The following is a 25,913-nucleotide window of genomic DNA, read 5'->3' as shown; positions in this document are numbered from 1 at the left end:
GAGTGCTGTTCGTCCGGCACGCCACGACGCCGGGCATGCGCGCCGCCCGCTTCCCGGCCGAAGAGGACGCCGACGCGGCGGATCTGGCCAGAGCCGCCGCGCTCGGCCCGGCGCTCGCCGCGACGGTGGCGTGGGCGTGGGCCGCTCCTGCCCGCGCGGCACGGCAGACCGCCGCCGCGCTCGGACTGGACGCGCGAATCGTCCCGGCGCTCGCGGAGGCGGACTGCGGCCGGTGGCGCGGCCTGCCGTACGAGCGGGTCGCGCGGGAGGAGCCGGACGCCCTGGCGAGCTGGCTGTCCGACCCGCACGCGGCTCCGCACGGCGGCGAGAGCCGGGCCGCGCTCGCGATCAGGGTGGCGGCCTGGCTCGACTCCGTACGGGAGGAGCCCGGCGGGGTCGTCGTCTGCGACGCCGGCGCCATCCGGGCGGCGCTCGGGCATGCCCTGGGGCTGGATCCGCCGGCCGCCGGCCGCATCGATCTGGCTCCTCTGTCCACCACCGAGCTGGCCGTCACGCGGGAGGGCTGGCGGGTGGCCCACGTCAACCGGAAGGTTCTGTCTTGATCGTCACCTACCCGTTCAGCGCCGTCGTCGGGCTCGCCGACCTGAAGCTGGCGCTGGTGCTCAACGCGGTCTCGCCCCGGGTGGGCGGGGTGCTCGTACGCGGCGAGAAGGGCACGGCGAAGTCCACGATCGTGCGTGCGCTGGCGGCCCAGTTGCCCGCCGTGGACGTGGTGCCGGGCTGCCGGTTCGCCTGCGATCCCGGTGCGCCCGATCCCGAATGCCCTGACGGACCCCACGAGCACGGCGCCGGGGGCGAGAGTCGCCCGGCCGCGCTGGTGGAGCTGCCGGTGGGTGCGTCGGAGGACCGTCTGGCCGGCTCGCTCGACGTGGAACGGGCGCTGACCGAGGGGGTGAAGGCGTTCGAGCCCGGCCTGCTGGCGTCCGCGCATCGCGGTGTGCTCTACGTCGACGAGGTGAACCTGCTGCACGACCACCTGGTCGACCTCCTCCTCGACGCGGCCGCCCTGGGCAGGTGCTACGTGGAGCGCGAATCGGTCTCGGTCCGGCACGCCGCCCGGTTCCTGCTGGTCGGCACCATGAACCCGGAGGAGGGCGAGCTGCGCCCGCAGCTCCTGGACAGGTTCGGGCTGACGGTCGAGGTGCGGGCGTCCCGCGACCCGGAGGAACGCGCCGAGGTCGTCCGCCGGCGGCTGGCCTTCGACGCCGACGCGGAGGCGTTCGCGGCGCGGTGGGCGGAGGAGGAGTCGGCGCTGGCGGACCGGATCGCGGCCGCGCGGGACCGGGTGCCGGGCGTGCGGCTGCCGGACGCCCGGCTGCGGCAGATCGCGACGGTGTGCGCGGCGTTCGAGGTCGACGGGCTGCGGGCCGACCTGGTCACCGCCAACGCCGCCGTCGCCCACGCCGCCTGGCAGGGGCGGGACATGGTGATCACCGAGGACGTGCGGGCGGCGGCCCGCCTGTCGCTGCCGCACCGGCGCCGGCGCGACCCGTTCGACGCGCCGGGGTTGGACGAGGCCCTGCTCGACGAGCTGCTTGAACGTACGTCGCCGGATGACGGGCCCGGCGACGACGGCCCAGACGGCGGCCCGGATGCCGGCCCGGGCAGCGGCCCGGACAGGGCTCCCGGCAGCGATTCCAGCGGAGATCCCGGCGGCGGAGGTCCGGCGGGGCCGCCGCCGGGCGGAGACGAGGGCTCGCCGCCGGACACGACCGGCGGGCCGGCCGATGGCATCCAGGGAAGCCCCGGGGACGGCCGGCCGAACGACGGCTCGTCTGATCCGCGGGACGACGACGCAGGACCGGCGACACCCGGCATCGGCGGACAGGTGGCCGGCGCAGGGGCTCCGCACCGGGTGCCGCTGCTGGAGGTGCCGGGGATCGGCGAGGGGGCGGCGGGCCGGCGGTCACGCGCACGGACCAGGCACGGCCGGAGCACCGGCGCCCGCCGCCCCTCCGGCCAGGTACGCGACCTGCACCTGACGGCGACGATGCTGGCCGCGGCGCCGTACCAGCGCGGGCGCGGGCGCACCGGACCCGGGCTGCTGCTGCGTACGGATGATCTGCGTGAAGTGGTGCGCGAAGGCAGGGAGGGCAACCTCGTGCTGTTCGTGGTGGACGCGAGCGGCTCGATGGCGGCCCGCAAACGGATGAGCGCGGTCAAGACGGCTGTGCTTAGCCTGCTGCTGGACACCTACCAGCGTCGCGACAAGGTCGGCCTGATCACGTTCAGGGGAGCCGGCGCCGAGGTGGCACTGCCTCCGACCTCGTCGGTGGAGGCGGGCGCGGCGCGGCTTCGTTCGCTGCCGACCGGCGGGCGCACCCCGCTGGCGGCGGGGTTGATGCGGGCGGCGGAGGTGTTGCGCGTGGAGCGGCTGCGTGACCCGGCCAGGCGTCCGCTGCTGGTGCTGGTGACCGACGGGCGTGTCACGGCGGGCGGGGACGTGGACCGGGCGGCCGCCCTGCTGGAGGGCACGGCCTGCGTGGTCGTCGACTGCGAGAGCGGTCCGGTGCGGCTCGGTCTGGCGGTCAGGCTGGCGTCCCGGTTGCGGGCTCGGCTCGTCCCTCTCGACGCCCTGGCCGACCTCGGCGGCCTCGTCCGTGACCACAGGAAGGCGGTCTGATCATGCCGCGGGGAAAACCCTCCGTCGTGCCCGACGACGGTCTGACCACCAGGCAGCGGCGTACGAGGCCGCTGCTGATCGTCCACACCGGCCCCGGCAAGGGCAAGTCGACGGCCGCTTTCGGAATGGCGTTGCGGGCCTGGAACCAGGGCTGGCCGGTGGGGGTGTTCCAGTTCGTGAAGTCGGCCAAGTGGCGCATCGGCGAGGAGCGCGCGCTCAAGGTGCTCGGCGGCAGCGGCGAGGGCGGCACGGTGACCTGGCACAAGATGGGCGAGGGCTGGTCGTGGATCCAGCGGCCCGGTACCGAGGAGGACCACGCGGCCGACGCCCGCGAGGGGTGGGCGCAGATCAAGCGCGACCTCGCGGCCGAGACCTACCGCTTCTACGTGCTGGACGAGTTCACGTACCCGCTGAAGTGGGGCTGGCTGGACCTGGACGACGTGCTGGAGACGCTCACCGGCAGGCCGGGCGGCCAGCACGTGGTGGTCACCGGCAGGGACGCCCCCGGCCGGCTGATCGAGGTCGCCGATCTGGTGACGGAGATGGGCAAGGTACGCCACCCCATGGACGCAGGGCAGAAGGGCCAGAAGGGCATCGAGTGGTAGTCCCCCGGCTGGTCATCGCCGCGCCGTCGTCAGGGAGCGGCAAGACCACGGTGGCCACGGGGCTGATGGCGGCGCTGCGGGCCCGCGGGCTCAGGGTCTCGCCGCACAAGGTGGGGCCCGACTACATCGATCCCGGCTATCACTCGCTGGCCACAGGGCGTCCTGGCCGCAACCTGGATCCGTGGCTGGTGGGCGAGGAGCGGATCGCGCCGCTGTTCCTGCACGGGGCGGCGGGATGCGACGTGGCGGTGGTCGAGGGGGTGATGGGGCTGTTCGACGGCCGGGGTGACACGGACTTCGCCTCGACCGCGCACGTCGCCAGGCTGCTGGACGCTCCGGTGGTCCTGGTCGTGGACGCGGCCAGGCAGAGCCGGTCGGTGGCGGCCGTGGCGCACGGGTTCGCCACGTTCGATCCCCGGGTGCGCGTCGCCGGCGTGGTGCTGAACCGGGTGGGCTCCGACCGGCACGAAGAACTCTGCCGCGCCGCGCTGGCGGCGGCGGGGGTGCCGGTGCTGGGCGCCGTCCGCCGTGACGACGCCGTCTCGACGCCGTCCAGGCATCTGGGACTGGTGCCCGCCGCCGAGCGCGAGGCGGCGGCGGTGGCCGCGGTGGACCGGCTGGGCGCGCTGGTGGCCCGCTCGTGCGATCTCGACGCGCTCGTACGGCTGGCGGCCTCGTCCCTACCGCTGGACGCGACGCCATGGGCGCCCGGGCCGGATGACGCGCCGGATGCCACCGGGACGGGCGCGGTGGTGGCCGCGGCGCCCCAGCCGAACGCCGCCGCGACCGGCCCGGTGGTGGCCGTGGCAGGCGCCAGGTCCCCGGTGGTGGCCGTGGCGGGCGGAGCCGCGTTCACCTTCGGCTACGCCGAGCACGTGGAACTGCTGCGCGCGGCCGGCGCCGACATCGCGGTGTTCGACCCGCTGCGGGACGAGAAGCTGCCGGACGGGACCGCGGCACTGGTCGTCGGCGGCGGCTTCCCCGAAATGTACGCCGCCGAGCTGGCCGCCAACGCCCCGTTGCGCGAGCAGGTGGCGGCCTTCGGCGGGCCGATCGCGGCCGAGTGCGCCGGGCTGCTCTACCTGTGCGAGCAGCTCGACGGGCAGCGCATGTGCGGGCGGGTGCCGGGGCGGGCGCGGATGACGTCCCGGCTGACGCTCGGCTACCGGGAGGCGGTGGCGGTCAGGCGGTCGCCACTGACGAGGGCGGGCGAGCGCTTCCGCGGCCACGAGTTCCACCGCACGGTCGCCGACCTCACCACCGAGCCGTTGTTCCGATGGGAGGGCGGCGCCGACGGGTTCGGCGACGCCCTCGTGACCGCGTCCTACCTGCACCTGCACTGGGCCGGAGCGCCCGGCCTGGCTCAGCGGCTGGTGTCGTCCTCCAAGTCGCCCTCGGTCTTGAGGTAGACCTCTTGCAGGCCGCGCAGCAGATCCGGGTCGGGGTGCTCCCACATGCCGCGCTCGGCGGCCTCGAGCAGCCGCTCGGCGATGCCGTGCAGTGCCCAGGGGTTCGACTCGGCCATGAACGCCTGGTTCTCCGGGTCCAGCACGTACGTCTCGGTGAGCTTGTCGTACATCCAGTCGGCCATCACGCCGGCGGTGGCGTCGTAGCCGAACAGGTAGTCGACGGTCGCGGCCAGCTCGAAGGCGCCCTTGTAGCCGTGCCGCCGCATCGCGGCCAGCCATCGGGGGTTGACGACCCTGGCGCGGAAGACGCGCGAGGTCTCCTCCGACAGGGTGCGGGTGCGTACCGCGTCGGGGCGCGTGCTGTCGCCCACGTACGCGGCGGGCGCCCGGCCGGTGAGCGCCCGGACGGTGGCGATCATGCCGCCGTGGTACTGGAAGTAGTCGTCGGAGTCGGCGATGTCGTGCTCGCGGGTGTCGACGTTCTTGGCCGCCACGGCGATCCGGCGGTAGGCGTCCTCCATCTGCGGGCGGGCGGCGACGCCGTCGAGGTCGCGGCCGTAGGCGAAGCCGCCCCACGCCGCGTACACCTCGGCCAGGTCGGCGTCGTCGCGCCAGTTGCGGCTGTCGATGAGCGGCAGCAGCCCGGCCCCGTACGCGCCGGGCGCCGAGCCGAAGATGCGCATCGTCGCCTGACGCTCGTCGCCGCCGCTCCGGCGGGTGTGGGCGCGCACGTAGTTGTCCTCCTCCGGCTCCTCCAGCCGGGCGGCCAGGCGTACGGCGTCGTCGAGCATGGTCACCACGTGCGGGAAGGCGTCGCGGAAGAAGCCGCTGATGCGGACCGTCACGTCGATCCTGGGGCGGCCCAGCTCGGGCAGCGGGATGGGCTCCAGACTCGTGACCCGGCGCGACGCCTCGTCCCATTCGGGGCGGATGCCGAGCAGCGCGAGCACCTCGGCCACGTCGTCGCCCGCCGTCCGCATGGCGCTGGTGCCCCAGACGGACAGGCCGACCGAGCGCGGCCACTCCCCCGTGTCGGCGTGATAGCGCTCCAGCAGCGATTCCGCCATGGCCTGACCGGTCTCCCAGGCCAGCCGGCTGGGGACCGCGCGGGGGTCGACGGAGTAGAAGTTGCGGCCGGTCGGCAGGACGTTGATCAGGCCGCGCATCGGCGAGCCGCTGGGGCCCGCCGGGACGTAGCCGCCGTCCAGGGCGTGCAGGAGGTGGTCCAGCTCGTCGGTGGTACGGGCCAGGCGGGGCACCACCTCGGTGGCGGCGAACGTCAGGATGCGGGTGACGAGGTCCGCCCGGCCGGCGGGCCAGGTCGGGAGCACCACACCCGCCTGGCCGGCGGGCCCGATCCCGAGCACCGCGCGGGCGACCTCAGGCGCGGCGTCCGGCGCCCAGCCGCGCTCCTCCATCCCCTCGATCAGGGCCCGGGCCACGGCCTCCGCCCGGTCCACCTCGCCCAGCCCGGCCGTGCCGTCCTCGGCCAGCCCGAGTGCCTCGCGCAGGCCGGGCAGCGTCTCCCTGCCCGACCACATCTGCCGGGCCCGCAACATGGCCAGCACCAGGTCCACCCGCACCTGGCCGGTCGGAGCCTGTCCCAGCACGTGCAGGCCGTCGCGGATCTGGGCGTCCTTCACCTCGCACAGCCAGCCGTCCACGTGCAGGATGAAGTCGTCGAACTCGCTGTCGTGCGGCCGGTCGGCCAGCCCGAGGTCGTGGTCGAGCCGGGCGGCCTGGATCAGCGTCCAGATCTGCGCCCGGACGGCGGGCAGCTTGGCCGGGTCCATGGCGGCGATGGTGGCGTGCTCGTCCAGCAGTTGCTCCAGCCGGGCGATGTCGCCGTAGGTGTCGGCGCGGGCCATCGGCGGCACCATGTGGTCGACCAGCACGGCGTGCGCCCTGCGCTTGGCCTGGGTGCCCTCGCCCGGGTCGTTGACCAGGAACGGGTAGATCAGCGGCAGGTCGCCGATGGCGGCGTCGGTGCCGCAGGCGGCGGACATGCCGGCCGACTTGCCCGGCAGCCATTCCAGGTTGCCGTGCTTGCCCACGTGCACCATCGCGTGCGCGCCGAACTCGGCCGACAGCCAGCAGTAGGCGGCCAGGTAGTGGTGGCTCGGCGGCAGGTCGGGGTCGTGGTAGATGGCGATCGGGTTCTCGCCGAAGCCGCGCGGCGGCTGCACCATCACCACCAGGTTCCCGGCGCGCAGCGCGGCCAGCACGATGTCTCCGTCGTGCACGAACAGCTCGCCCGGTGGCGGCCCCCAGTGCCGTTCCATCCCGGCCCGCAGCCGCTCGGGGAGCGTCCGGTACCAGCTCTCGTACGATGCGGCGGAGATGCGTACCGGGTTGCCCGCGAGGTGCTCCTCGGTCAGCCAGTCCTGGTCCTGGCCGCCGGCGGCGATGAGCGCGTGGATGAGCGCGTCGCCGTCCTGCTCGGCCACCCCGGGGAAGCCGTCGCCCAGGTCGTAGCCCGCCTCGGCGAGCCGGGCCAGCAGCCGCACGGTGCTGGCCGGGGTGTCCAGCCCGACGGCGTTGCCCACCCGGGAGTGCTTGGTCGGGTACGCCGACAGCATCACGACCAGGCGACGCTCGGCGGGCGGGGTGTGCCGCAGCAGGCCGTGCCGTACGGCGATGCCCGCGACCCTGGCGGCCCTCTCGGCGTCGGCGGCGTAGACGGTGAGCCCGTCCTGGTCGATCTCCTTGAACGAGAACGGCACCGTGATGATCCGCCCGTCGAACTCGGGGATCGCCACCTGCGAGGCCGCGTCGAGCGGCGAGAGCCCGTCGTCGTTCTCCTCCCACGCCTGCTTCGAGGTGGTCAGGCAGAGTCCCTGGAGGATCGGCACGTCCAGCGCGGCGAGCGCGCCGACGTCCCAGGCCTCGTCGTCACCGCCGGCTCCCGCGGTGGCCGGCCGGGAGCCGCCCGCCGCGAGCACGGTCACCACGAGCGCGTCGGCCGCCCTCAGCGTGTCGAGCAGTTCGGGCTCGGCCGTACGCAGCGAGGAGCAGAAGACCGGCAGCGCCTGCCCGCCCGCCTCCTCGATGGCGGCGCAGAGCGTCTCGACGAACGCGGTGTTGCCGGCCATGTGATGCGCGCGGTAGTACAGCACTCCCACCACCGGTCCGCTCCTGGAGCCGGTCACGCGCTCCAGCCGTCCCCAGGACGGTGCGGGTGCGGGCGGCGCGAAGCCGTGCCCCGTGAGCAGGACGGTGTCGGTCAGGAACGCGTGCAGCTCGGCCAGGTTCGCCGGTCCGCCATGGGCGAGGTAGGCGTGTGCCTCGGCGCAGACGCCGCCGGTGACCGTGGACAGCTCCATCAGCTCGGCGTCCGGGGCCTGCTCCCCGCCGAGGACCACGACCTGGCGCGGCTGCGCCAGCAGCGCGTCCAGGCCCTCTTCCCAGGCCCTGCGTCCGCCCAGCAGGCGGACGACGACCAGATCGACGCCTTCGAGCAGGTCCGGCAGGTCTTCTGCGGCCAGCCTGGCGGGGTTGCCCCATCGGTAGGCCGCGCCACTGGCGCGGGCACTCAACAGGTCTGTGTCGGAGGTCGAGAGCAGCAGAACGGTAGGGCTGTCGCCAGGCACGACGCATCCTCCCTCGGGGTCCTCGCCCCGGTCGCGGGTGTCGCGACGGCAGGAGTCTCCTGGCTCCCGGATCAGCGCTCACCCCGGCCTTCCCACCCGTTGCCGGGTCGTGGCCTGCGGTGGGGTTCGCTCCCCGGTCACGGTGGCGGGACCGCGCCGGTTTCGCACCGGCTTCCTCCCTTTGCCATCGCCTACCGGGAGCCTACGGCAGGAGCTGCCCCCGCCAGAAGTGGCGTTACCATCCTCATCGTGTCCATAGCCGACTTTTCCGGACGAGTGCGCCCTGATGCCTGTCCGGGAGCGCTACAGGTGCACGAGGCCGCGGACGGTCCGCTGGCACGGGTTCGCCTGCCCGGCGGCGCCGTCACCGCTCCTCAGCTCCGCGAGATCGCGGCCTGCGCGGACGAGCTCGGCTCGGGGGTGATCGAGCTCACCTCACGGGCGAACGTGCAGGTGCGCGGCCTGCGCTCGGCGTCCGCCTTCGCCGCGCGGATCGCGTCCGCGGGCCTGCTCCCGTCCGCCGCGCACGAACGGGTCCGCAACATCGTCGGCTCGCCGTTGAGCGGGCGGGGCGCCACGGGGTCGCTCGACACGCAACCGATGGTGGACGCCCTCGACCGGACGCTGTGCTCACGTGCCCGCCTCGCCGGGCTGCCGGGACGGTTCCTGTTCGCGCTGGACGACGGCACGGGAGACGTGACCGGGCTCGGCGCGGACGTCACCTTCGTGGCGGCGGGCGCAGGACCAGGGCGGCTGCTGCTGGCCGGCGCGGACCTCGGGCTCGACGCCCGCCCGGACTCGGCGATCACCCTCATGATCGCCGCGGCTGAGGCGTTCCTCGACGAACGAGCTGCGCACGCGGCGTGGCGCATCCACGAGCTGGCGGACGGCCCCCGGCGCATCGCCGCCCGCCTGAACGGCCTCACCGCCGGACCACCCGGCGACTCGGACGACCCGGACGGCTCAGGACACTCCGGCGGCTCCGGCGGCTCCGGGGAGGCGAGCCGGCACGCCGCCGCTCCAGCCGAATCGCCCGAATCGCCCGATCCGCCCGCCATCAGGCGCGCCGGACGCATCGCCCAGCGGGACGGCCGCGTCGCGCTGGAAGCTCTGGTGCCACTGGGCCGGTTGACGCCCGCCCAGGCCGTGGCGCTCGCGAACGCAGGACCCACGGTGCGGCTCACTCCCTGGCGCACCGCCGTCCTGCTCGACCTGTCCCCCGGAGCGGCGGATCGCGCGGCGGACACCCTCGCAGAGGCCGGGCTCGTCCCGGACCCGGCATCGCCGTGGGCCGGCGTCACCGCCTGCACCGGCCGTCCGGGCTGCGCCAAGTCGCTCGCGGACGTCCAGGCCGACGCGCGGCGCTGGGTGAGCGGCCTGGACGCCGCCCCGCCCGCGCCCGTGCACTGGTCCGGCTGCGAGCGCCGCTGCGGGCTTCCCCGCGGCCGGGTCGTCCAGCTGATCGCCACCGAAGACGGTTACCAGGAAAGGCAGCAGTGAACGACTACCTCCGCGACGGCGCCGAGATCTACCGGCGCTCGTTCGCGACCATCCGCGCCGAGACCGACCTCAGCGGCATGCCGCCGGAGGTCGCGCAGGTGGCGGTGCGGATGATCCACGCCTGCGGGATGACCGATCTGGTCGCCGACCTGGACTGGTCGCCCGCCGTGGTGGTCAGGGCCAGGGAGGCGCTGCGCCGTGGCGCGCCCGTGCTGTGCGACGCCATGATGGTCGCCTCCGGCGTGACCAGGCGCAGGCTGCCCGCCGCCAACGAGGTGCTGTGCACGCTCGGTGAGCCCGGCGTGCCCGAGCTGGCCGAACGGCTCGGCACCACCCGCAGCGCCGCCGCTCTCGAACTCTGGCGCGGCCGCCTCGACGGCGCTGTGGTGGCGATCGGCAACGCGCCCACCGCCCTGTTCCGCCTGCTCGAACTGGTCGCGGAGGGCGCGGGCAGGCCCGCGGCGGTGCTCGGCATCCCCGTGGGGTTCATCGGCGCGGCCGAGTCCAAGCGGGCGCTGGCGGACAGCGACCTGGACCACCTGGTGGTGCACGGCCGTCGCGGCGGCAGTGCGATGACGGCGGCGGCGGTCAACGCCCTCGCGAGCGAGACGGAGTGAGCGCCATGACGGGACGGCTGTACGGGGTCGGTCTCGGCCCCGGTGATCCGGAACTGGTCACGGTCAAGACCGCCAGGCTGATCGGCGAGGCGGACGTGATCGCCTACCACGCCGCCCGCCACGGGCGGAGCATCGCCCGCTCGATCGCGCTGCCGTACATGAAGGCGGGGCAGATCGAAGAGCTCCTGCTCTACCCGCTGACCACGGAGACGACCGACCACCCCGGCGGCTACCAGGGCGCGCTCGACGACTTCTACGCCGACTGCGCCGAACGGCTGGCCGCGCACCTGGAGGCCGGGCGCACCGTGGTCGTGCTGGCGGAGGGCGACCCGCTGTTCTACGGCTCCTACATGCACCTGCACAAGCGGCTCGCGCACCGCTACCCGACGGAGGTGGTGCCAGGGGTCACCTCCGTCAGCGCCGCCTCCGCCGTGCTCGGCCGTCCCCTGGTGGAGCGGGACGAGGTGCTCACCGTGCTGCCCGGCACGCTGCCCGCCGGCGAACTGGCCGAGCGGCTGCGCGGCACCGACTCCGCCGCCGTGCTCAAGCTGGGCCGGACCTTCACGAAGGTGCGCGACGCCCTGGCCGAGGCCGGACGGCTCGACGACGCCTGGTACGTCGAGCGTGCCACCATGGGCGCCGAGCGGGTGGCACCGCTCAAGGACGTGAATGCGGACGGTGTGCCGTACTTCTCGCTGGCCCTGCTGGCCAGCCCGGCCGAGCGGACCTTCGTGCCCGAGCGTCCTGCGGCCGAGGCGCGGGGAGAGGTGACCGTGGTCGGCCTCGGCCCCGCCGGGCGGTCGTGGCTCACCCCGGAGGCGCAGGAGGCGCTGGCGGCGGCGACGGACCTGGTCGGCTACGGTCCGTACGTGGATCGGGTGGCGCCGAACCCGCGCCAGCGCCGCCACCGTACCGACAACCGGGTGGAGGCGGAGCGGGCCAGGCACGCGTTCGAGCTGGCCCGCGAAGGGGCCCGGGTGGCCGTGGTGTCCTCCGGCGACCCCGGCGTGTTCGCCATGGCCAGCGCGATCATGGAAGCGGCGGCCGACTTCCCCGGTGTGCCGGTGCGGGTCGTCCCCGGTCTGACCGCCGCGCAGGCGGTGGCCAGCCGGGTCGGCGCCCCCCTGGGCCATGACTACTGTGTGCTGTCGCTGTCGGACCTGCTCAAGCCGTGGGAGGTGGTGGCCGAGCGGCTGTCGGCCGCGGCTCGGGCGGACCTGGTGCTGGCGATCTACAACCCGGCCTCGCGCAGCCGTACCTGGCAGCTCGGCGCGGCCCGTGACCTGCTGCTGGAGCACCGCGACGGCGCCACCCCCGTGGTGATCGGCCGCGACGTCGGCGGCGAGCGGGAGAGCGTCACCGTCACCACGCTCGGCGCGTTGGATCCCGCCCAGGTCGACATGCGCTGTCTGCTGATCATCGGCTCCTCGACGACCCGGGTCACGGACGAGGGCGCCGTCTACACGCCCCGTCGCTATCCCTGAGCCCAGGCGGCCGCCACGGCCACGGTGTCCACCACCCGGACGCCCGGCGGCGGTGGCGGCCGATCGACCATGATCACCGGAAGTCCCAGCTCGCGCGCCGCCACGAGCTTGGCGGCCGTCATCTCCCCGCCGCTGTCCTTGGTGACCAGCACGTCCAGCCGGTGCTCCAGGATGAGGGACCGCTCCCCCTCGACCGTGTACGGGCCACGGTCGAGCAGCACGTGCACGTGAGCCGGGACGGGCGCGTCGGGCGGGTCGACCGACCTGGCCAGCAGCCACACTCCGGACAATCCGCTGAAGACCGGCAGGCTCCGGCGGCCGGTCGTGAGGAACACCCGCTCCACCGGCATGCCGGTCAGCCGGGCGGCCGCCTCCTCCAGGGAGGGAACGCGCCGCCAGGCGTCATCCGGGCTCTCCCGCCAGCCCGGTCTGCGCAAGACGAGCAGCGGCACACCGGTCCGTGCCGAGGCCTCGGCCGCGGAGGCCGACATTCGCGCCGCGAACGGATGCGTGGCGTCCACCACGGCGTCGATCCGCTCGGCGGTCAGCCAGGCGGCCAGCCCGTCCGGCCCGCCGAACCCGCCCTCCCGCACCTCGCCCACCGGCAGGCGGGGATTGGTCACCCGTCCGGCCAGTGACGACACCACATGCGTGCCCCCACCGGCCAAGTCTGCGGCCAGGGCCCGCGCCTCGGCGGTGCCGCCCAGGATCAGGATCCGGCGCACGGCCGGGCCCGTTCGGCGCTGTAGAGGTGGCTGTCGGGGAACTGCGTCGCCGAGAGCACCCGCCCGACGACGATCACCGCCGTACGCCGGACGCCGGCCTCGTGGACCTGCCCGGCGATGTCGGCCAGCGTGCCGCGCAGGATCACCTCGTCGGCCCTGCTGGCCCGCGCGACCACCGCCACCGGGCAGTCGGGGCCGTAGGAGGGCAGCAGCTCGGCCACCACCGCGTCGATCCGCTGCACGGCGAGGTGCAGCACCATCGTCGCGCCACTGGCGCCGAGCGTGGCCAGGTCCTCGCCCTCGGGCATCGGCGTGGCCCGCGCCGAGGTGCGGGTCAGGATGATCGTCTGGCCGACCCCCGGCACGGTCAGCTCCCTGCCGAGCGAGGCCGCCGCCGCCGCGAACGCCGGCACTCCGGGAACCACCTCGTACGGCACCCCGAGCGCGTCCAGCCGGCGCATCTGCTCGGCCACCGCGCTGAACACCGACGGGTCGCCCGAGTGCAGCCGCGCCACGTCCAGGCCCTGATCGTGGGCGGCGGTCAGCTCCGCGACGATCTCGTCGAGGGTCAGATTCGCCGTGTCCACCAGCCTGGCTCCCTCGGGGCACGAGGCGAGGAGCTCACGGGGCACCAGCGAGCCCGCGTACAGGCACACCGGCGCGGACTCCAGCCGCCGCAGCCCGCGCAGCGTGATCAGGTCTGCCGCGCCGGGGCCCGCTCCGATGAAATAGACGGTCACGGCTGGTCCTTCCTGGTGACCGACCAGACGGTCACCGGCATCGCGGCCCGCCATCCCGTGAACGAGCCGACGGGCGAGGCACGCTGCACGGCCAGGCGCACCAGATCACCGCCGAGCCTGGCGTACCATCCGGCCACGACGGCCTCGGACTCCAGGGTGACGGCGTTGACCACGAGCCTGCCGCCGGGCCGCAGCGCCGCCCAGCATTTCTCCAGCAGTCCGGGGGCCGTCGCACCGCCGCCGACGAACACGGCGTCCGGCGCGGGCAGCCCGTCGAGGGCGGCGGGCGCCCTGCCTTCGACGACCCGCAGCGACGGCACGCCGAGGGCATCGGCGTTGCGCCGGATCGCGGCGGCCCGATCAGCCCGGCTCTCGACGGCGACGGCCACGCACGCCGGATGGGCGCGCATCCACTCGACGGCGATGCTGCCCGCCCCCGCGCCGACGTCCCACAGCAGTTCGCCGGGCACCGGTGCCAGCCGCGACAGGCTGACGGCGCGGACTTCGCGCTTGGTGAGCTGACCGTCGTGCTCGAACGCCGTGTCGGGCAGGCCGGGGACGCGGGCCAGCGGCTCGGTGCCCGGCTCGGCGACGCACTCGATCGCGATCACGTTCAGCGACGAGGGCAGCGACGAGGGCAGCGACGAGGGCAGCGACGAGGACGCTGTGGCCGTCCACCCGTCCGCGGTGCCTCGCAGCTCCGACTCCGACGCCGCGCCCAGGTCCGACAGCACCGTCATCGGGCTGGGGCCGTACCCTCGATCGACGAGCAGCCCCGCCACCACAGACGGCGAGCCGGCTGCCGCGCCGAGCACGACGATCCGCCGTCCCGGCAGCAGGGCGGCGTTCAGAGCGGCCGGCGGGCGGCCCACGAGGCTCACCACCTCCGTCTGCTCGACCGGCCAGCCGAGCCGGGCGCACGCGAGCGACAGCGACGACAGGTGCGGCAGCACCCTGACCCGCGTGGCGCCCAGCAGCCGCACCAGGGTGGAGCCGATGCCGTGGAACATCGGGTCGCCGCTGGCCAGCACGCACACGTCGTGACCGGCGTACTTCTCCAGCAGCGCGGGCAGCGCCGGGAGCAGCGGTGACGGCCAGGCGACCCGTTCGGCGGCGGAGTCCGGCACGAGGCGGAGCTGCCGGGTGCCGCCCATGAGGACCTCCGCCGTCTCCACCGCACGGCGCGACCCGGCGGGCAGCCCGTCCCAGCCGTCCGCCCCGATGCCGACGACGGTGATCACACGTTGCCCAGCACGTTCGTCACCCGGATCTCCACCACCACTCTGGCCGGGTTCGGCCGTGGCGGCTTGTACCGGGCGGCGTAGCGGCGCTCGGCGTCGGCCACCTGCTCGGGCTCGGTCCGCAGCACGGCCAGGCCCTCCAGGGTCGACCACCGGCGGCCGTCCACCTGGGTCAGCGCCACCAGCGCACCGGACGGACCCGACCGGGCGATGAGCCTGGCCTTGTACGAGGTCCCGGAGGTGATGACGCGGGCGACCCCCGTCTCCAGGTCCAGCGTGGCCCCGACCGGGACGGCGTGCGGCGGCCAGCCGGGGCGAGCGGTGGCGAGCGTGCACAGGTGCCGCTCATGCCAGAACGCGGCGAAGTCGTCGCCCTGCTCGGCCAGATCCACGGTCCTCCTCGGGTGGTTTGCGAGCGATATCGTATATCTCCCGCTCTGGCACACTCTTATGGGTGAAGCGGCTACTCGTCATCGGCATCGGCGCGGGCGATCCCGACCATCTCACTCTCCAGGCGGCCAAGGCCATCGCCCGTACGGACGTGTTCTTCCTCGTGGACAAGGGCGAGGTGAAGGACGAGCTGGTACGGCTGCGGCAGGACCTGATCGCCGAGCACGGCCGCCCGCCGTACCGGATCGCCGAGGCCCGCGACCCGGAACGCGACCGCGGCGCCTCCGCCTACACCGCCGCTGTCGCGGACTGGCGCTCGCGCAGAGCGCTGGCCTGCGAAGCGCTCATCGGCGAGGAGCTGGCCGACGGCGAGACGGGGGCGTTCCTGGTCTGGGGAGATCCGGGCGTGTACGACAGCACGCTGGCCATCGTCGAGGAGATCCTCCAGCGCGGCAACGTCACGTTCGACTACGAAGTGATTCCCGGCATCAGCAGCGTGGCCGCACTGACCGCCCGCCACCGCACCAGCCTCACGCGGGTCGGGCGGCCCGTTCACCTCACCACCGGGCGCCGGCTGGCCGAGGAGGGCGCCACCGCCGACGACGTGGTCGTCATGCTGGACGCCCACTGCTCCTTCGACGGCCTGGACGACGGTGACATCTCCGGTGACAGCTCCTGGGACATCTATTGGGGCGCCTATCTGGGCACGCCCGACGAGATCCTGGTCTCCGGGAAGGTCTCCGAGGTCGGCGAGCGCATCCGCGAGCTGCGCGCCGAGGCGCGCGCCCGCAAGGGGTGGATCATGGACACCTACCTGCTGCGCCGGGCTCCTCGCGCCGACCGTTGAGACGCCCGGGGGCGGGACGGTGCCGCCGGCGCGCGGTGCCGCTCCGGGGGCGCGAAGAAGACCCTGAACAATCTCGAACGGCCCGACCGCCGGCGATGGAACGGGGAGCAGCGTGGTCACGGGGTGGCCCTGAGGCCGAGGACAACGCGGATCTGCGGGACGCCGGTGCTGGGATGGCGGGCCACCTCGGCGTCCACGTGGTAGACCTCGGCGAGCAGGGCGGGGGTGAGCACCTGGGCGGGTGGCCCGTCGGCGAGGACCCGGCCGTTCGCCATGACGTGGATCCGGTCGCAGAACGTGGCGGCAGGCGGCCAAGGCCATCGCCCGTACGGACGTGTTCTTCCTCGTCGACAAGGGCGAGGTGAAAGACGAGCTGGTACGACTCCGGCAGGACCTGATCGCCGAGCACGGCGGCCCGCCGTACCGGATCGCCGAGGCCTCCCGCGGCCATCGTCGGCGCCGGCCAGGGGCGCCTGCCGGCCGGCCTTTCCACGATTGATTTGACACACATCTAATCAGCAAGGCATGCCACCTACTACTTCGACAAGCATCTAAACAGGAGGCGATCATGGGTGACGGATGCTGCGGCACCACCACGCCCTTGGCAGCGGAGCAGTTCACCACCGACTTGGAGACCGACACGCTCCCGGTGGTGATCATCGGTGCGGGTCCGACCGGCCTGGCCGCCGCCGCCCACCTGGCTGAGCGGGGCCTCGACTTCCTTGTCCTCGGAAGCGGGCGGGCAGGTGGGCGCGTCCATCGCCAAGTGGGGGCACGTACGGGTGTTCAGCCCTTGGCGCTACAACATCGACGCCGCGGCCCGCCGCCTGCTGAACGGCGCGGGCTGGCAGGCCCCGGACGACGACTGGCTGCCGACCGGGGCCGAGATCATCGAGGACTACCTCGCTCCGCTGGCCAAGGTCCTGGGAGATCGCGTACGCGTCAACGCCCGCGTCTCGGCCATCACCCGCCTGGGCTTCGACCGGGTACGGACCAACGGCCGCCAGGACGTTCCGTTCCTGATCCGCCTGGAGAACGGCGAGGAGCTGTACGCCTGGGCGATCATCGACGCCTCCGGCACCTACACCACTCCCAACGTGCTCGGCGCGAGCGGCCTGCCGGCGCACGGCGAGGCCGATGTGGCGGCCCTGATCGACCACGCGCTGCCCGACGTGCCCGGACGGATCGCCCTGTTCTCGGTTGCCGACAAGGCCGCCGCACCGCTCGCCGCCGTCGCCCTGGCCCAGGCAGTCGGCTACGGCTGGGTCATAGGTGCGGTGGCCTCGGCCTGTGCGATCGCGGCGTTCGGCCTGCTCGCCTATCACCGCCTATAATTTCGACAGAGTTCGAATCAGAGGGGGAGCCGGATGGCCGCCACCACGACCCCGTGCTGCGCACCGATCGCCCGGGAGCCGCTGTCGGAGACCGACGCGGCCGACCTCGCGGTCATGCTCAAGGCGGTCGCCGACCCGGTCCGGCTGCGCCTGCTGTCGATGATCGGCTCACACGCGGGCGGCGAGGCATGCGTGTGCGACCTCACCGACGCCTTCGACCTGACCGCCCCGACCATCTCCCATCACCTCAAGGTGCTGCGCACCGCCGGCCTGATCGACGGCGAGCGGCGCGGCACCTGGGTCTACTATCGGATCATCCCCGAGGCGGTGAACAAGCTCGGCGCCCTCTTCGCCCCGCTGACCGAGTCTTCACCCGGCAGGCCGGGAGACCTCGAGCTCCTGCCCGTATGACCCGAGCTCCGCGCCCGGTCGACGTCCTGGTCATCGGCGGCGGTCAGGCGGGCCTGGCCGCCGGCTACTACCTGCGCCGCGCTGGGGCCGATTTCGTCATCCTGGACGCTCAGGAGGAACCCGGCGGGGCGTGGAGGCACGCGTGGCCGTCGCTCCGGTTGTTCTCCCCCGCCCAGTACAGCTCGCTGCCCGGACGCATGATGCCCGCCCCGCCGGGCGGCGGCTACCCCGGCGCCACCGACACCGTCGCCTACCTCGCCGACTACGAACAGCGCTACCAGCTCCCGATCGTCCGGCCCGCGACCGTGCATGCGGTACGGAGAGGCGAGCAGCGGCTTCTGGTCGACACCGACGCCGGCACCTGGCAGGCCCGCCACGTGATCAGCGCCACCGGCACTTGGTGGCGGCCCTACGTGCCCTACTACCCCGGCATCGGCGACTTCCAGGGGGAGCAGTCGCACACCGCCGGCTACCGTGGTCCGGAGCCGTTCCGCGGCCGGCGCGTCGTGATCGTGGGCGGCGCCAACTCCGGCGCCCAGATTCTGGCCGACGTCTCGACCGTCGCCGACACGACCTGGGTCACCCTGCACCCGCCTCGCCTGCTGCCCGACGAGGTCGACGGCCGGGCCCTGTTCGCCCTGGCCACCCGCCGGGCCCAGGGTGCGGACGGGGTGGGCCCGCTGGGCGACATCGTGGCCGTCCCACCGGTCCGGGAGGCGCGCGACCGCGGCGCGCTCAAGGCCCAGCCGATGTTCAGCCGCATCACCTCCACGGGCGTCACCTGGCGGGACGGCACCGGTCTCGACTGCGACGTCATCATCTGGTGCACCGGCTTCCGCCCGGCCCTGGGCCATCTGGCGCCGCTCCGGCTGCGCGGTCCCGACGGGCTCATCCCGGTGGACGGCACCCGCGCCGTGGGCGAGCCTCGACTGCACCTGCTCGGCTACGGCGACTGGACCGGCCCCGCCTCCGCCACACTGATCGGCGCGAGCCGCACAGCCAGGGACACCGTCGCCGAGATCCTGAGATCAAGCACCCAAGGACGAAACCGGCAGGGGTCCCCCTTGGCGGATCGCTGAGGCGGCAAGCAGCATGACGGCGTCACTGTCATTGCCCCTTCCCCTGCGGTGGAGATCAGGATCGTCAGCGGTCTGTCATCGCTCGTATCTCCATGATCCTCATCCTATCTTGGCTGTGATCCTGTTGATCTCGGCGGTGAAGACGGCGCGTGACTCTTCTCCTCGCGCATGATCTGCAGCGCCGCGGCCGTGCTTTCCTCTTCCACGAACCCGGCTGCACGCTCACTGCCCGGCGGTCTGCGGAATCAACTCGTCCAGCAGATCACGCACCATCAAATCGATCATCATGCACAGGTCGTGCACCTCATCCAAGGACCTGCCCCGGGTGTCGGTGAAGTCCCAGTTCAGATATCGCTTCCCCGGATGGATGGGACACGCATCACCGCAGCCCATGGAGACGATCACATCGGCGGCCAGGACGACCTCGTCAGTGAGCGGCTTGGGAAAATCGGTCAGGGTGGTGATCCCCATGAGGGTGAGGGCCTCGATCACGGTCGACTCGATCTCGGGGGCGGGATGGGTGCCCGCCGTACGTACGTGAACCTGGCCCGCCGCATGATGCCTCATCAGAGCCGCGGCCATCTGCGAACGACCGGCGTTGTGTGTGCAGACGAACAGCACCTCGCTCACCGGCTTGCCCATCTCGTCACGGCTCTGGGCCAAGGCGGTGAGGCGCTCCTCGGCCAGGCGCTCAGTGAGGGTGAACAGATGTTGCTGGACACGGGCGCCCCGCGCGAGCGAAGCGTACGACTCCGCCACATACCGCTCGACCGTCTCGATCGAGAAGATCCCGGGGAAACGGGGCAACAGCTGCTGGGCGATCCTGCCCAGCAAGGAATCCGACCTGCTCGGCTCCATTGGCACACTCCCAGCGCAGAGCGACACACCTCGAACGGCCTCATCGGAGGTCAACCCTCTCGATGTCGAGCCGAAGGTGCGCTCTAAATATAGACATATATCTATGCAATGTAATCCGAGCAGGCAGCGCTACACGGGTCACGGTCAGGCGGCAGCCGACACGTCGAATTAGCCCAGCAGGATGCGCCAGCCGGCGTTCGGCCTCATCTCGGATGGGCCGCATCAGGACCGGACATCTGCGACACACGTCGCACCGGCCTTCGCCGATCACGGCGGGCTTGACCGCGCCCGCGACGCCCGCGCATGGTGCTCTGGTGGTGCAAGACAATCCCCTGCACTCCGATCCTGCCTTACGAGAGCTCTACTCGGCTGCGCTGACTCGCGCGCTGCACGATCCGGAGATCCGTGACGCGTTCGACTACGTGACGGTGAGGCCGCTGCACATCCGGCTGGAGATGATGGAGCAGGCGGCCGAAGTCTTCGCGGCCGTGCTGACCCCGGCCCGAGAGCCCTCCACTGGAGATGCCCCGGCGCGCGAGGTCTCGGTCCCGTCAACTGCACTGATCCTGCTGGTGTTCGGGCTGCTCGTGCTGGGCGGGGCGACGGCGGACTGGCGGGCACCCCTGCTCATCGCCGTCGTCAGCGGCATGGTGGTGCGCTCGTACGTGGCTCTGGCTCGTGCGCGGGCCTGGCCCAAACTGCTCGATCGACTGCGGTCGTTCCCCTACTCCCCGGCTCGGGCGAAGCTGGTGCAGGGCCTGGAGAACGGCGAACTCATGGCTCAGATCCGTCAGCGGATCAACGTCCGCCGGGCCCGGTTCGATCCCACCTTCAGCGTGATGGCCAGTCCAGGGCTCAGCGAGGCGCTCGACAACGCCTACCATGTGCCGACGCGGACCGTGGACGCCCTGGACGAACTGCTCGGCCGCTTGTCCGGCGCGAGCGTAGGCATCGCCGGCCCACGCGGGTCCGGCAAATCCACCCTCGTACGGCGCTACTGCGAGGAGTCCCATCCCCGTTCGGGGAGCGGGGATCTGCGGTTGCTGGTCTCGGCTCCGGTGGAGTACGCACCACGCGACTTCGTGCTCCACCTGTTCGCCGCGTTCTGCCGGGCCATCTTGCGGCACCTTGGTCCCGGCCGCAGCCGCCGCGTCCGGGTCCGCCAGATCTTCACCCTGCTGGGATCCTGGCTGGCGGCCAAGACACTCGCCACCTGGCCCGCACTCCTCGCGGCGGTCGGCGGGGACGTGTTCCTGCAGGTCATGTACGCGCTAGGCCCGGCACCGCAGTGGCTGATCGGCGTGGCCGACCGCTACGGCGACAACCTGGCGCCCGAGGTGATCGCCCAGGTAGCGTCCCAGCTCGTCCTGCTCCTCGGCCTGGCCCTATTCGTCCTGTCCGTCCGCCGCGCAGGGCGCAGGTTCGATCCCACGGACAGCCTCAAGGCCCGCGCACACCGCCACCTGGCGCAGATCCGCTATCTGCAGACCCACACTGCGGCCTGGTCGGGCACGGTCAAGTTCCCGGTCTGGGTGGACGCGCAACTGAGCGGTGGCCGCACCCGGGCCGAGCAGCCTCTCAGCTATCCGGAGGTCGTCACCGCCTTCCGTTCCTATGCCCAGGACGTGGCCGGCCAACTCCAGCCCGGCCGCAGCGTGTACATCGGCATCGACGAACTGGACAAGATCGGCTCAGGAGAGCGGGCGGAACGTTTTCTCAACGAGATCAAGGGCATCTTCGGGCTCCCCCGTACGTACTTCATGATCTCGGTCTCCGACGATGCGATGAGCGCCTTCGAACGTCGTGGCCTGCCCTTCCGTGACGCCTTCGACAGCTCCTTCGACGAGGTCATCCGGGTGGGCCCGCTCTCCTACAGCGAGTCCGTCCGGTTCCTCTACCGCCGCGTCGTCGGACTCACCGAGCCGTACATCGCGTTCTGCCACTGCTTGTCGGGCGGACTGTCTCGCGACCTTCTCCGTGCCGCGCGCGCCGTCATCCGCACCGCGCACGCGCTGCCCTCCGAATCGCTGTCCCCGATCTGCCTGGCCGTACTCAAGGACGAGGTACGGAACAAGGCACACGCCCTCATGGAAGCGGCGAACGACCTGGCCCCCGACGTCCTCGACCTCCTCCATGACCTGGCCTACCGCCGGGCGGATCAGACGCCTGGCGAGACCTTGCAGCACCTCATGAGCCGTCGTGTCGAAGGTCCCGCCCAAGAATTCGCCGCGTACACCTACTTCTGCGCGACCCTGGAGGAGATTTTCACCGGTGAGCTGACCCGCTCCCCAGGTGCCATCGCCTTCGACGACCTCTCCGCAGCGCGGCACGCCTTCACTTTCGACACCGGCCTCGCCTGGCGGACCATCTCCACAGCCAGACGAGCGTGGGCGCTCACGCCGCATGACCTTCCCGCCTGATCTGGCGACCTACGGCCCGGCTCCAGCAGTTGAGCGATTGGCGCCCGGTCATAGACATATGTCAATATGGATGAAGACTTCGACAACCATCTATATCAGGGGGTTATCGCGTGGAGCCGCTGCAGATCCTGGATTGCAGCCCACCGCTCGTACGCGAGCAGCTGGATGCCGACAAGGCCGCCGACCTCGCTCGCGTGTTCAAAGCTCTGGGGGACCCGGTACGGCTGCGCATCCTGTCGATCGTGGCGAGCCACGCGGGCGGCGAAGCCTGCGTCTGTGACATCACCGACGCCTTCGACCTGACCCAGCCGACGATCAGCCATCATCTCAAGGTGCTCAGGGAGGTCGGGCTGCTCACCCATGAGCGCCGCGGTTCCTGGGTCTACTACCAACTCGTCCCGGAGAACCTGGCCCAACTGTCGGCCTTGCTGGACATCCCCGCCACGGTCTGACGCCCACCACTTCCAGGGAAGAACGAGATGTCTTCGAATGCTGCCCGCACTCAGGCGCCCGCGCAGGGCATGACGACGGCCGTGGTCGGCCGCCTATCGGTTCTGGACCGGTTCCTGCCGGTGTGGATCGGCGCCGCGATGGCCGCCGGGCTGCTGCTGGGCCGGTTCGTCCCAGGCCTGAACACCGCGTTGGAGGCGGTGAAGATCGGCGAAATCTCGCTGCCCATCGCGCTCGGCCTGCTGCTGATGATGTACCCGGTGCTGGCCAAGGTCCGCTACGACCGGCTCGACACCGTCACCGGCGACCGCCGGATGCTGATCTCATCGCTCCTGCTGAACTGGATCGCCGGCCCCGCCCTGATGTTCGCGCTGGCCTGGATCTTCCTTCCCGACCTCCCCGAGTACCGCACCGGCCTGATCATCGTGGGGCTCGCCCGCTGCATCGCCATGGTGCTCATCTGGAACGACCTGGCCTGTGGCGACCGCGAATCGGCGGCCGTGCTCGTAGCGATCAACTCTGTCTTCCAGGTGGTCGCGTTCGGCGCGCTGGGCTGGTTCTACCTGAAGGTTCTGCCCGGCTGGCTCGGCCTTTCGCAGGCGGCTCTCGACGTGTCGATGTGGGACATCGCCCGGTACGTGCTCATCTTCCTGGGCATCCCGCTGCTGGCGGGCTACATCTCGCGTACCTGGGGCGAGCGCGCCAAGGGAAGAGTCTGGTACGAGCAGCGCTTCCTGCCGCGCATCGGCCCGATCGCCCTGTACGGTCTGCTGTTCACCATCGTCATCCTCTTCGCGCTCCAGGGCCACACGATCAGCGAGCGGCCCCTGGACGTGGCCCGCATCGCGATCCCCTTGCTGGCCTACTTCTTCGTGATGTGGGGCGGCTCTTTCCTGGCCGGACGCGCGATCGGTATGTCCTATGAGCGGACCACCACGCTGGCCTTCACCGCCGCCGGCAACAACTTCGAGCTCGCCATAGCCGTGGCCGTCGGCGTCTTCGGCGTCACCTCCGGCCAGGCCCTGGCTGGAGTCGTCGGCCCGCTCATCGAGGTTCCCGTCCTGGTCGCCCTGGTCTACGTCAGCCTGGCCGGCCGCCGCCTGTTCACCACCACTTCCAAGGAGCAGATCTCGTGACTGACAAGCCCAGCGTGCTGTTCGTGTGCGTACACAACGCCGGACGCTCCCAGATGGCCGCCGGATGGCTCACCCACCTGGCCGGTGACCGCGTCGAGGTGCGCTCCGCCGGATCGGCTCCCGCCGACCAGGTCAACCCGGTCGCCGTCGAGGCGATGCGCGAGGTGGGCATCGACCTCACCGCCGAGCAGCCCAAGATCCTCACCGTCGATGCCGTCGAGGCCTCCGACGTGGTGATCACGATGGGGTGCGGGGACGCCTGCCCGATCTTCCCCGGCAAGCGGTACGAGGACTGGAAGCTCGACGACCCCGCCGGGCAGGGCATCGAGTCGGTCCGCGTGATCCGCGACCAGATCCGTACCCGCATCGACAAGCTCATCGGCGAGCTGACTGGCTGACGAAGCCAGGACGAGCAGCGCCATGCGGAGCTCATGGGACGTTCTGCCGCATGCGGCCCGCCATTGGTTGACGCAGGCATAACCCGGATCTCATCGGGCTACTGATGATGAGGATCAGGTCGGCGGTCAAAGCCGCTTCAGGTACGCGGATATGGCGGGCAGGGGGGCGTGGTCAGTTCGGCAGACGTTCGAGGTGATAGCGCCACAACTCGAACCGGGCGTCGGAACGTCGCACCTTGATACCGAGGGCCTCGGCTGAGGCGCGCCGGGCGGTGAGCAGTCGCCAGCCGGCGCGAGTGAAACGGTGCCGGACTTCCCCGGGCAGCAACGGTCCGGGTCCGTTGACGAGGTGATCAGGTCGGCGGGCGGGGCGGGCCGCTGCCACACTGCCAGCCCCAGGCGGTAGGCGAGGCGATAGACCAGGCGGTACCAGCGAAGGCGAGACCGCGGCAGTAGACGGGTGATCACGATGCGCACCGGCCGGTGGAGAGCCGGCGCCGGATGGAGCGCACTATCACCGGGAGGCCGACCAGGCTCGGAGCGATCCACCACGCCCAGGCAGGCAACCGGTCCCATCCCGGCAGGTGCCGGCCGTTGTCGACGTAGAAGCCGGTCAGCAGCACGATGTAGGAGCCGCCCATCCCGGCGATGTGCAGATACGGTTGCCGACGCCGCCGGTTCAGGTGACCGGTCAGAGCCAGTGCGGCGGCGACCAGGCCGATGGCGAAGAGATGCGCGTTGTGGCTCCAGCGAATCGCCGACATGACCGCCATCGATGCGAACATCACGCCCAGGCACCACAAGTAGAGCCGGCCGAAGCAGCGATGCCGGGCCGCTCCTTTGCGGGACAACGCCGCACCGGCTCCGCAGAAGACCGAGACCAGGCCGGCCGCGACGTGGACGGCCAGCACGGCGAGGAAGAACGGACCGGCGTTCGGCACGGGTATGCCGGCGATCTCTATCTCGTCCACCACACACCTCCATACGTAGCATTGCTACCTATCCCGACGCTACTCGGATGGTTGTCTCGGCGGAAGCCCCGATATAGCGTTACTACCTATGCGGGCAGAAGCGCTCAAGGGACACCTGGACGGCCTGCTGCTCGCGACGCTGGAGAACGGGCCGCGGCACGGGTACGCCGTCAAGGAAGCCCTGTGCGAGGCCACCGACGGCCGGATCGACCTGCCCACGGGCACCGTCTATCCGGCGCTGCACCGCCTGGAGCGGGCCGGGTTGATCACGGGGATCTGGTCGGTGGTCGGAGGGCGGCGCCGCCGCACCTACCAGCTCACTCAAGCCGGGCATGCCGCCCTGAGCCGGGAGCGGACCGGATGGCAAGAATTCGCCACCGCAGTCACCGCGGGCCTGGGAACGCGGCCATGGCCGGCCACAAGCTGATCGACGCCCAGCTCGCCGCCCTCGCCCGGCACCTTCCGGCCGAGGCGGTGGAGGAACTGTCCGACGGGCTTCACGAAGCCTACGACGCGTACCTCACCGAACTCGGCGATCCTGATGCCGCAGCCCGCGCGGCGATCAGCGAATTCGGCGATGCGGAGACGGTCACCGCGGCCTTCGTGCGCGGCTCGCCCTGGCGGCGGCCGGCTATGGCGCTGCTGGCCACCGGTCCGTTCATGGCCCTGCTGTGGGGACCTGCTCTGGTCTCCGCACAGGTGTGGACCTGGCCGATCGCGCCGTCCTTGCGGATCACCTACGGTCTCGCACTCGTCGCGACCGCGCTCACCCTGCTCGCCGTCGTCAGGGAGAGGCGGGCCTACCGCCGCATCCGGACCATGACGCTGTCGGCCGCCGCCGCCCTGATTCTGCTGGACACGGGCATGCTCGCGACCATCGCCGCTCACCTGCCGCCGGTTCCGCCCTGGCCACTCGCGTTGGCGGTGCCCGCCAGCCTGCTCCGGATCGTCCTCTCCCTTCGTGCCTTGCCGCGGCTCATGCAGCGCCGGTGACGAACCGACCCTCATCCAACAGCGCATTCACCCCGGCCGCGGCGCTGTCGAGGGCGGCAGCCGCTGCGGGC

26 protein-coding genes, 1 pseudogene and 1 riboswitch are annotated in these 25,913 nt (G+C 72.1%); of the genes and pseudogenes, 19 read left to right on the top strand and 8 right to left on the bottom strand.

Annotation, left to right across the window (positions count from 1 at the left end):
- The first annotated feature begins 2 nt into the window (after nucleotides 1-2).
- Genes AB0C28_RS50910 through AB0C28_RS50895 form a run of 4 tightly spaced genes read left to right on the top strand, consistent with a single transcriptional unit; the run spans nucleotide 3 to nucleotide 4,658 of the window.
- Nucleotides 3-563: a histidine phosphatase family protein gene (locus AB0C28_RS50910; protein WP_358083897.1), complete on the top strand. Its 561-nt coding sequence runs from the start codon at nucleotides 3-5 to the stop codon at nucleotides 561-563.
- The gene (locus tag AB0C28_RS50905) at nucleotides 560-2,644 is read left to right on the top strand and encodes a VWA domain-containing protein (protein ID WP_358083894.1); all 2,085 of its coding nucleotides are present in this window, start codon (nucleotides 560-562) and stop codon (nucleotides 2,642-2,644) included. Before AB0C28_RS50910 ends, AB0C28_RS50905 begins: the two co-directional genes overlap by 4 nt.
- 2 nt (nucleotides 2,645-2,646) lie before the next feature.
- Entirely contained in the window at nucleotides 2,647-3,249 is a 603-nt protein-coding gene (cobO, locus tag AB0C28_RS50900; protein ID WP_357860159.1) for a cob(I)yrinic acid a,c-diamide adenosyltransferase, read from the top strand.
- Nucleotides 3,250-3,257: 8 nt separating this feature from the next.
- Nucleotides 3,258-4,658, top strand: coding sequence for a cobyrinate a,c-diamide synthase (locus AB0C28_RS50895; protein ID WP_358083933.1), 1,401 nt, complete (start codon nucleotides 3,258-3,260; stop codon nucleotides 4,656-4,658).
- Here the strand turns inward: AB0C28_RS50895 and cobN are convergent.
- Nucleotides 4,613-8,248, bottom strand: coding sequence for a cobaltochelatase subunit CobN (gene cobN, locus AB0C28_RS50890; RefSeq protein ID WP_358083891.1), 3,636 nt, complete (start codon nucleotides 8,246-8,248; stop codon nucleotides 4,613-4,615). The two genes, AB0C28_RS50895 and cobN, sit on opposite strands and share 46 nt — an antisense overlap.
- Before the next feature lie 52 nt (nucleotides 8,249-8,300).
- Nucleotides 8,301-8,426: riboswitch (cobalamin riboswitch) on the bottom strand.
- Between the two features lie 71 nt (nucleotides 8,427-8,497).
- Between cobN and cobG the strand changes: the two genes are divergently transcribed.
- The 3 genes from cobG to AB0C28_RS50875 are packed head-to-tail and all read left to right on the top strand — an operon-like array spanning nucleotide 8,498 to nucleotide 11,849.
- Nucleotides 8,498-9,748 (top strand): precorrin-3B synthase, encoded by a 1,251-nt coding sequence (gene cobG, locus AB0C28_RS50885; RefSeq protein ID WP_358083888.1) that lies wholly within the window; start codon nucleotides 8,498-8,500, stop codon nucleotides 9,746-9,748.
- On the top strand, nucleotides 9,745-10,365 hold the full coding sequence (locus AB0C28_RS50880; protein ID WP_357860165.1) for a precorrin-8X methylmutase: 621 nt from the start codon (nucleotides 9,745-9,747) through the stop codon (nucleotides 10,363-10,365). The genes cobG and AB0C28_RS50880 overlap by 4 nt, the downstream gene beginning before the upstream one ends.
- A gap of 5 nt (nucleotides 10,366-10,370) precedes the next feature.
- The gene (locus AB0C28_RS50875; protein WP_358083885.1) at nucleotides 10,371-11,849 is read left to right on the top strand and encodes a precorrin-2 C(20)-methyltransferase; all 1,479 of its coding nucleotides are present in this window, start codon (nucleotides 10,371-10,373) and stop codon (nucleotides 11,847-11,849) included.
- Here AB0C28_RS50875 and AB0C28_RS50870 read toward each other — a convergent pair.
- Genes AB0C28_RS50870 through AB0C28_RS50855 form a run of 4 tightly spaced genes read right to left on the bottom strand, consistent with a single transcriptional unit; the run spans nucleotide 11,840 to nucleotide 14,947 of the window.
- A complete protein-coding gene (locus AB0C28_RS50870; RefSeq protein WP_358083882.1) occupies nucleotides 11,840-12,574 on the bottom strand; it encodes a cobalt-precorrin-6A reductase in 735 nt (244 codons plus the stop codon). The genes AB0C28_RS50875 and AB0C28_RS50870 overlap by 10 nt on opposite strands.
- Nucleotides 12,559-13,314: a precorrin-4 C(11)-methyltransferase gene (cobM, locus tag AB0C28_RS50865; RefSeq protein ID WP_357860174.1), complete on the bottom strand. Its 756-nt coding sequence runs from the start codon at nucleotides 13,312-13,314 to the stop codon at nucleotides 12,559-12,561. The genes AB0C28_RS50870 and cobM overlap by 16 nt, the downstream gene beginning before the upstream one ends.
- Entirely contained in the window at nucleotides 13,311-14,555 is a 1,245-nt protein-coding gene (cbiE, locus tag AB0C28_RS50860) for a precorrin-6y C5,15-methyltransferase (decarboxylating) subunit CbiE (RefSeq protein ID WP_358083879.1), read from the bottom strand. The genes cobM and cbiE overlap by 4 nt, the downstream gene beginning before the upstream one ends.
- On the bottom strand, nucleotides 14,552-14,947 hold the full coding sequence (locus tag AB0C28_RS50855; protein ID WP_358083876.1) for a pyridoxamine 5'-phosphate oxidase family protein: 396 nt from the start codon (nucleotides 14,945-14,947) through the stop codon (nucleotides 14,552-14,554). Before AB0C28_RS50855 ends, cbiE begins: the two co-directional genes overlap by 4 nt.
- A gap of 62 nt (nucleotides 14,948-15,009) precedes the next feature.
- Here AB0C28_RS50855 and cobF point away from each other — a divergent pair, with 62 nt between their 5' ends.
- Nucleotides 15,010-15,792 carry a precorrin-6A synthase (deacetylating) gene (gene cobF / locus AB0C28_RS50850; protein ID WP_358083873.1) on the top strand — a complete coding sequence of 261 codons (783 nt, stop codon included), beginning with the start codon at nucleotides 15,010-15,012 and terminating at the stop codon, nucleotides 15,790-15,792.
- 116 nt (nucleotides 15,793-15,908) lie between these two features.
- Here the strand turns inward: cobF and AB0C28_RS50845 are convergent, their stop codons facing one another.
- Nucleotides 15,909-16,067: a hypothetical protein gene (locus tag AB0C28_RS50845; RefSeq protein ID WP_358083870.1), complete on the bottom strand. Its 159-nt coding sequence runs from the start codon at nucleotides 16,065-16,067 to the stop codon at nucleotides 15,909-15,911.
- Between the two features lie 59 nt (nucleotides 16,068-16,126).
- Here AB0C28_RS50845 and AB0C28_RS50840 point away from each other — a divergent pair, with 59 nt between their 5' ends.
- From AB0C28_RS50840 to AB0C28_RS50820, 5 genes and pseudogenes are all read left to right on the top strand, one after another.
- On the top strand, nucleotides 16,127-16,291 hold the full coding sequence (locus tag AB0C28_RS50840) for a hypothetical protein (protein ID WP_358083867.1): 165 nt from the start codon (nucleotides 16,127-16,129) through the stop codon (nucleotides 16,289-16,291).
- A 69-nt stretch (nucleotides 16,292-16,360) separates the two neighbouring features.
- Nucleotides 16,361-16,504 (top strand): annotated as a pseudogene (locus AB0C28_RS50835) (flavoprotein); the annotation flags it as partial.
- Nucleotides 16,455-17,126, top strand: coding sequence for a hypothetical protein (locus AB0C28_RS50830; RefSeq protein WP_358083864.1), 672 nt, complete (start codon nucleotides 16,455-16,457; stop codon nucleotides 17,124-17,126). The pseudogene AB0C28_RS50835 and the gene AB0C28_RS50830, both read left to right, overlap by 50 nt.
- Before the next feature lie 33 nt (nucleotides 17,127-17,159).
- Entirely contained in the window at nucleotides 17,160-17,537 is a 378-nt protein-coding gene (locus AB0C28_RS50825) for a metalloregulator ArsR/SmtB family transcription factor (protein WP_358083861.1), read from the top strand.
- The gene (locus AB0C28_RS50820) at nucleotides 17,534-18,616 is read left to right on the top strand and encodes an ArsO family NAD(P)H-dependent flavin-containing monooxygenase (RefSeq protein ID WP_358083930.1); all 1,083 of its coding nucleotides are present in this window, start codon (nucleotides 17,534-17,536) and stop codon (nucleotides 18,614-18,616) included. Before AB0C28_RS50825 ends, AB0C28_RS50820 begins: the two co-directional genes overlap by 4 nt.
- A 222-nt stretch (nucleotides 18,617-18,838) precedes the next feature.
- Here the strand turns inward: AB0C28_RS50820 and AB0C28_RS50815 are convergent, their stop codons facing one another.
- Nucleotides 18,839-19,450, bottom strand: a complete 612-nt coding sequence (locus AB0C28_RS50815; RefSeq protein WP_358083858.1) for a three-helix bundle dimerization domain-containing protein — start codon at nucleotides 19,448-19,450, stop codon at nucleotides 18,839-18,841.
- A 341-nt stretch (nucleotides 19,451-19,791) separates the two neighbouring features.
- Here AB0C28_RS50815 and AB0C28_RS50810 point away from each other — a divergent pair, with 341 nt between their 5' ends.
- From AB0C28_RS50810 to AB0C28_RS50795, 4 genes are all read left to right on the top strand, one after another.
- Nucleotides 19,792-21,894 (top strand): hypothetical protein, encoded by a 2,103-nt coding sequence (locus tag AB0C28_RS50810; protein WP_358083856.1) that lies wholly within the window; start codon nucleotides 19,792-19,794, stop codon nucleotides 21,892-21,894.
- A 110-nt stretch (nucleotides 21,895-22,004) separates the two neighbouring features.
- Nucleotides 22,005-22,346, top strand: coding sequence for a metalloregulator ArsR/SmtB family transcription factor (locus AB0C28_RS50805; protein WP_358083853.1), 342 nt, complete (start codon nucleotides 22,005-22,007; stop codon nucleotides 22,344-22,346).
- A gap of 69 nt (nucleotides 22,347-22,415) precedes the next feature.
- Nucleotides 22,416-23,480, top strand: coding sequence for an ACR3 family arsenite efflux transporter (arsB, locus tag AB0C28_RS50800; protein WP_357860349.1), 1,065 nt, complete (start codon nucleotides 22,416-22,418; stop codon nucleotides 23,478-23,480).
- Nucleotides 23,477-23,878 carry an arsenate reductase ArsC gene (locus tag AB0C28_RS50795; RefSeq protein WP_357860202.1) on the top strand — a complete coding sequence of 134 codons (402 nt, stop codon included), beginning with the start codon at nucleotides 23,477-23,479 and terminating at the stop codon, nucleotides 23,876-23,878. The genes arsB and AB0C28_RS50795 overlap by 4 nt, the downstream gene beginning before the upstream one ends.
- Before the next feature lie 464 nt (nucleotides 23,879-24,342).
- On the opposite strand, the gene AB0C28_RS50790 is transcribed toward AB0C28_RS50795, so the two are convergent.
- Nucleotides 24,343-24,849, bottom strand: a complete 507-nt coding sequence (locus AB0C28_RS50790; RefSeq protein WP_357860205.1) for a hypothetical protein — start codon at nucleotides 24,847-24,849, stop codon at nucleotides 24,343-24,345.
- 88 nt (nucleotides 24,850-24,937) lie between these two features.
- On the opposite strand from AB0C28_RS50790, the gene AB0C28_RS50785 reads away from it, so the two are divergent.
- Together AB0C28_RS50785 and AB0C28_RS50780 are read left to right on the top strand one after the other, a co-directional pair.
- Entirely contained in the window at nucleotides 24,938-25,276 is a 339-nt protein-coding gene (locus tag AB0C28_RS50785) for a helix-turn-helix transcriptional regulator (RefSeq protein WP_357860207.1), read from the top strand.
- The gene (locus AB0C28_RS50780; protein ID WP_357860210.1) at nucleotides 25,258-25,842 is read left to right on the top strand and encodes a hypothetical protein; all 585 of its coding nucleotides are present in this window, start codon (nucleotides 25,258-25,260) and stop codon (nucleotides 25,840-25,842) included. The genes AB0C28_RS50785 and AB0C28_RS50780 overlap by 19 nt, the downstream gene beginning before the upstream one ends.
- Nucleotides 25,843-25,913 lie beyond the last annotated feature (71 nt).

It is taken from the genome of Nonomuraea sp. NPDC048892 (genome assembly GCF_040649735.1).
Taxonomy (GTDB): domain Bacteria; phylum Actinomycetota; class Actinomycetes; order Streptosporangiales; family Streptosporangiaceae; genus Nonomuraea; species Nonomuraea maheshkhaliensis.
This window is presented reverse-complemented; position numbering and strand designations above follow the sequence as displayed.

Bases quoted from the DNA above. Each gene is read 5' to 3' on its own strand.
- cobO (WP_357860159.1), top strand. From the start codon at position 2,647: ATGCCGCGGGGAAAACCCTCCGTCGTGCCCGACGACGGTCTGACCACC.
- AB0C28_RS50875 (WP_358083885.1), top strand. From the start codon at position 10,371: ATGACGGGACGGCTGTACGGGGTCGGTCTCGGCCCCGGTGATCCGGAA.
- AB0C28_RS50845 (WP_358083870.1), bottom strand. From the start codon at position 16,067: ATGGCGAACGGCCGGGTCCTCGCCGACGGGCCACCCGCCCAGGTGCTC.
- AB0C28_RS50825 (WP_358083861.1), top strand. From the start codon at position 17,160: ATGGCCGCCACCACGACCCCGTGCTGCGCACCGATCGCCCGGGAGCCG.
- AB0C28_RS50820 (WP_358083930.1), top strand. From the start codon at position 17,534: ATGACCCGAGCTCCGCGCCCGGTCGACGTCCTGGTCATCGGCGGCGGT.
- arsB (WP_357860349.1), top strand. From the start codon at position 22,416: ATGACGACGGCCGTGGTCGGCCGCCTATCGGTTCTGGACCGGTTCCTG.
- AB0C28_RS50785 (WP_357860207.1), top strand. From the start codon at position 24,938: ATGCGGGCAGAAGCGCTCAAGGGACACCTGGACGGCCTGCTGCTCGCG.
- AB0C28_RS50780 (WP_357860210.1), top strand. From the start codon at position 25,258: ATGGCCGGCCACAAGCTGATCGACGCCCAGCTCGCCGCCCTCGCCCGG.